This window comes from Streptomyces sp. OfavH-34-F, from assembly GCF_022347745.1.
In the GTDB taxonomy this organism is placed as follows: Bacteria; Actinomycetota; Actinomycetes; order Streptomycetales; family Streptomycetaceae; genus Streptomyces.
Map to the genome: position 1 here is coordinate 1 of NZ_JAKRGC010000448.1, position 3986 is coordinate 3986.

Below are 3986 nucleotides of genomic sequence, written 5' to 3' on the forward strand. Positions count from 1 at the left end.
GGTGCCGGTGGCCGCCGCCGGACCGGCCCGGGGCCCCGCCGGACTGGCCGCCGCCCACGCGGAGGCGGCCCGCTGCCTGCGGGCGATGCGGGTGCTGGGGCGGACGGGGCAGGGCGCGTGCGTGACGGAACTCGGCTTCCTGGGCGTGGTGCTGGGCGACGCGCAGGACGTGGAGGGGTTCGTGGCGGGGGCGCTGGGGCCGCTGCTGGAGTACGACGCCCAGCGCGGCACGCATCTGGTGCGGACGCTGAGCGCGTACTTCGGGGCGGGCGGCAGCCTGATCCGGGCCAAGGACGAGCTGCACGTCCATGTGAACACGGTGGTGCAGCGCCTGGACCGCATCCAGGTGCTGCTGGGCCGCGACTGGAACGAACCGGACCGCGCGCTGGAGCTGCAACTGGCCCTGCGGCTGCACCGGTTGTCGGGCGGGGGCGGTTAGACGGTTGCGGGCGGGTGCGGGGCGCGGAAGGTGAAGGCGTCCGGGCCCTCGCCCCGCTCCCGGAGCAGGGCGACCCGCGCCATGGCCTCCGCCACGGTCGGGCGGTGGCCGGCCGGCACCCACCACAGGGCCATGTGGTGATCGGTCAGGCGCTCAAACCACTCCCGGCGGCGGGCCAGCACCCGGAGGTGGTCGCTGCGGTACACGTACGCGCGCAGCGCCTCGACCGATTCCCACACCGAGCAGTTGATCAGGAAGAGGTCGTCCTCCTCCTCGGGGCGCAGACCGGTGGCGTCGGCGCCGTCGTCGTCGACCATGCGCCAGACGAAGCCGGGGGCCGCGTCGGCGAGGGCGTTGATCTCCGCGAGCTGGTCGACGAAGCCGGCGAGTCGGGGGGTGTCGAGCGGGGCGAGGACGCGCCCGACGTTGACCTGGGCAAGGTGGAAGAGGCTCACGGGCCCAGCATGGCCGGGCGAGCCTTCTAAAGTCAACGGATTCTTTTTTAGAGTTCGGTGCGTTCCTCGGGGCCTTCGACCGTGACGCAGCAGCCTTCGGGGAGCGGGTCCATCACCGCGCTCCAGCCCTCGGCGCCGGGCAGCCCGGACAGCAGGCCCTCGATGGAGGCGAGGTTCATCCCGCAGATCAGGGCGGGGAACCGGTCCGCCAGGGCGTGGAAGGGGCAGTTGTTCAGGCGGAGCCGGCCGCAGTCCCAGAAGGGCTCGTAGCCGCGCTCGCGCAGCGCCTCGACCGGATCGGCCGCCGCTTCCGCCGCCTCCCCGGCCGCCCGCGCCGCCGCCTGCAGCTCGGCGTCCAGCCCGGCCCGCTCGACGACCTCCGCGAGCAGGCCGCCGACGGTGTCGTAGGACCGGGGCGGTACGGAGACGGTGTGCTCGCCGTCCGCCCGGCGGTACAGCTTGGAGGGGCGCCCGGCGCCGGGGCCGGTGCGGCCGGAGAGGCGGCGGAAGGCGGTCGTGAGGAGACCTGCCTCGACGAGCTTGTCCAGGTGGAAGGCGGCCACGGACCGGGAGACCCCGACCGCCTCGGCGGCCGCGTCCCGCGTGACGTCGCCGGGGGCGGCGGCGACGTGGCGGTAGAGCCCGCGGCGCACGGGATCGCCGAGCGCGGCCAGCGCATCCAGGGCGGCATCGTCACTGCTCACCCCCAAAGTCTAGGCCGCACCCTCCCCACCACCGGCCTCCCCGCGGCCCCCGGTCCGCCACCCCCAGCCCCTCCGGCGATTGAGGAGCGGGGTCCGGGGCGGCGCCCCGGTTTCGGGAAGGGGCGGGGAGGGGAAGAAACCCCGCCCGCTAGACTGGCCGCGTCGTCACCATGCCCGTTCAGGGGGAAGCCGGTGCAAATCCGGCACTGACCCGCAGCCGTGACCACCGCCCCGCGGTGGAAGCCGGAATGCCCTGTCCGCGCCGTGACCGGCTCGCGCCGCCGGACCCCCGGCGGCCGGCACCGTCGAGGTATACGGAGCCGGAGCCTGGTGCCTGTGTGTACCTGTGCCCGGTTCCCCCAGGGAGAGGCCCCCGCCGCCATGACCGTCCGCCGCAGCGCCGTCGCGCTCGCCGTCACCACCGCTGCGCTCTGCGCCTCCGCGGCCCCGGCCGCCCTCGCGGCCCCCTCCCCCTCGCCGTCCGCCGCGCTGCCCTCCGGGCTGTACGGCACGAACGACCCCACGTACGACGGGGTGTGGCGGCAGTCACTTGCCTTCCTCGCCCAGCAGGCCGTGGGCGTGACGCCCGCCGTGAAGGCGGTCGACTGGCTGACCGGCCAGCAGTGCGACAACGGCGCGTTCCCCGCGTACCGCGCGGACACCTCCGCGCCCTGCACCGAGAAGACGGTGGTCGACACCAACGCGACGGCCGCCGCAGCCCAGGCGCTGCGCGCGGTCGGCGGCCACCAAGACGCCCTCGACCGCGCGGTCGGCTGGCTCAAGTCCGTCCAGAACAAGGACGGCGGCTGGGGCTACACGGCCGGCAGTCCGAGCGACGCCAACTCCACGTCCATCGTGATCGGCGCCCTCGCCCGGGCCGGGCAGAAGCTGGGCGACGTGACGACGGACGGCGGCAAGACCCCGTACGCCGCGCTGCTCACCTTCTCCCTCCCCTGCGGCGGCAAGGAGGGCGGCGCGTTCGCCTACCAGCCCGACAAGGCCGGCAAGCTCGCCGCCAACGGCGACGCCACCGCCGCCGGTGTCCTCGGCGCCCTCGGCAAGGGCCTGGTCGTCGCGGACCACGCGGCCGTCAAGGCCCCCGCCTGCCACGACGGCTCCCCCCTCGTGCCGGAGCAGGCCGCGCAGAACGGCGCCGCCTACCTGGCCACCACGCTCGCCGGCAACGGCGGCCACCTGAACGCGCCCCCGATGCCCGGTGCGGAGGACAGCGAACCGCAGCCCGACTTCGGGAACACCGCCGACGCGGTCGTCGCCCTGTCCGCCGCCGGTCACAAGGACAAGGCGGCCGCCTCCGTCACCTGGCTCAAGAAGAACTCGGCCGCCTGGGCGAAGCAGAACGGCCCCGCCGCGTACGCGCAGCTGATCCTCGCCGCCCACGCGACCGGCGCCGACGTCCGCGACTTCGGCGGCGCCGACCTGGTCGCCGAGCTGAACGCGACCGGGCCCGAGCCCGCCGCCGTGGAGAAGCCGAAGCCGGCCGCGACCGAGGACGAGGAGAACAAGGACAGCGGCGACGGCGACGGCATCGGCGGCGTCTGGTGGTTCGTCGGCATCGGCCTCGCGGTCGGCGCGGGCGCCGGCTTCCTGATCAGCGGCCGCCGCAAGAACCAGCAGCTGTGAGGCACCTCGCACGGACGGTCGCGCCGCTGATCGTCGGCGCCGTCCTGGCCGTACTCGGCGCGGGCACCGCGCAGGCGGCGGGCTACCGCTACTGGTCGTACTGGGAGGGCTCGGCGAGCGGCTGGTCGTACGCCACCCAGGGGCCCTCGCTCGTCCGGCCCGAGGACGGTTCGGTGCAGGGCTTCCGGTTCTCCGTGAGCGCGGACTCGCAGGACGCCTCGAAGCCGCGCCACGCCCCCGACTTCGCGAAGATCTGCGCCGGCACCCCGGCGAAGGACGGCAGCAAGCGCGTCGCGCTCGTCATCGACCCGGGGGTCGCCTCCGACGCGCCGGACGGCGAGACCCCGCCCCCGCTCCGCACCGCCTGCGCCCGGGTGGCGGAGGACGCCAGCAGCGCGGAGGCCCTGGCCTCGGTGGCGAAGCCGCTGCGCTACGACGCCGGCGCCATGCTCTGCGCGATCTCCGGCTACCCGGCCAAGGGCTGCGGCGAGCAGGTCTCCGGCAACGGCGACGGCGGCAGCGAGGCACCCGCGTCCGCATCCGCTGCCGACTCCGGCACCAGCAACAGCAACAGCAACAGCAACGGCGGTGACGACGGCGGCGGCCCCTCCGCAGGCGTCCTCGTCGGCGTCGGCGCCGTCCTGCTCCTCGGCATCGCCGCCGTCGCGCAGGCCCGCCGCCGGCGCGGATGACCGGCACCACGGCCGGCCGCACGGACCCCGCGACACCCGGGCTCCCCGCCTGGCG

At 75.4% G+C, this 3986-nt stretch carries 5 protein-coding genes and 1 riboswitch; of the genes, 3 read left to right on the plus strand and 2 right to left on the minus strand.

The features are described 5' to 3' along the window. Nucleotides 1–439 (plus strand): CdaR family transcriptional regulator (locus tag MHW47_RS33030; RefSeq protein WP_239227530.1); only part of this gene is annotated, 439 nt, incomplete at its 5' end. On the opposite strand, the gene MHW47_RS33035 is transcribed toward MHW47_RS33030, so the two are convergent. Both MHW47_RS33035 and MHW47_RS33040 read right to left on the minus strand, forming a co-directional pair. Continuing rightward, entirely contained in the window at nt 436–894 is a 459-nt protein-coding gene (locus tag MHW47_RS33035; RefSeq protein WP_239227531.1) for a DUF3291 domain-containing protein, read from the minus strand. The genes MHW47_RS33030 and MHW47_RS33035 overlap by 4 nt on opposite strands. 47 nt (nt 895–941) lie before the next feature. Next, nucleotides 942–1598, minus strand: a complete 657-nt coding sequence (locus MHW47_RS33040; RefSeq protein ID WP_239227532.1) for a metalloregulator ArsR/SmtB family transcription factor — start codon at nt 1596–1598, stop codon at nt 942–944. A 180-nt stretch (nt 1599–1778) separates the two neighbouring features. Then, a riboswitch (cobalamin riboswitch) is annotated at nt 1779–1852 on the plus strand. A gap of 127 nt (nt 1853–1979) precedes the next feature. Between MHW47_RS33040 and MHW47_RS33045 the strand changes: the two genes are divergently transcribed. Next, a complete protein-coding gene (locus tag MHW47_RS33045; RefSeq protein ID WP_239227533.1) occupies nt 1980–3239 on the plus strand; it encodes a prenyltransferase/squalene oxidase repeat-containing protein in 1260 nt (419 codons plus the stop codon). Beyond that, complete coding sequence (locus MHW47_RS33050; protein ID WP_239227534.1) at nt 3236–3931, plus strand: SCO2322 family protein; 696 nt, start codon at nt 3236–3238, stop codon at nt 3929–3931. The genes MHW47_RS33045 and MHW47_RS33050 overlap by 4 nt, the downstream gene beginning before the upstream one ends. Nucleotides 3932–3986 lie beyond the last annotated feature (55 nt).

Coding starts and splice junctions, on each gene's coding strand:
- MHW47_RS33045 (WP_239227533.1), top strand. CDS start 1,980: ATGACCGTCCGCCGCAGCGCCGTCGCGCTCGCCGTCACCACCGCTGCG.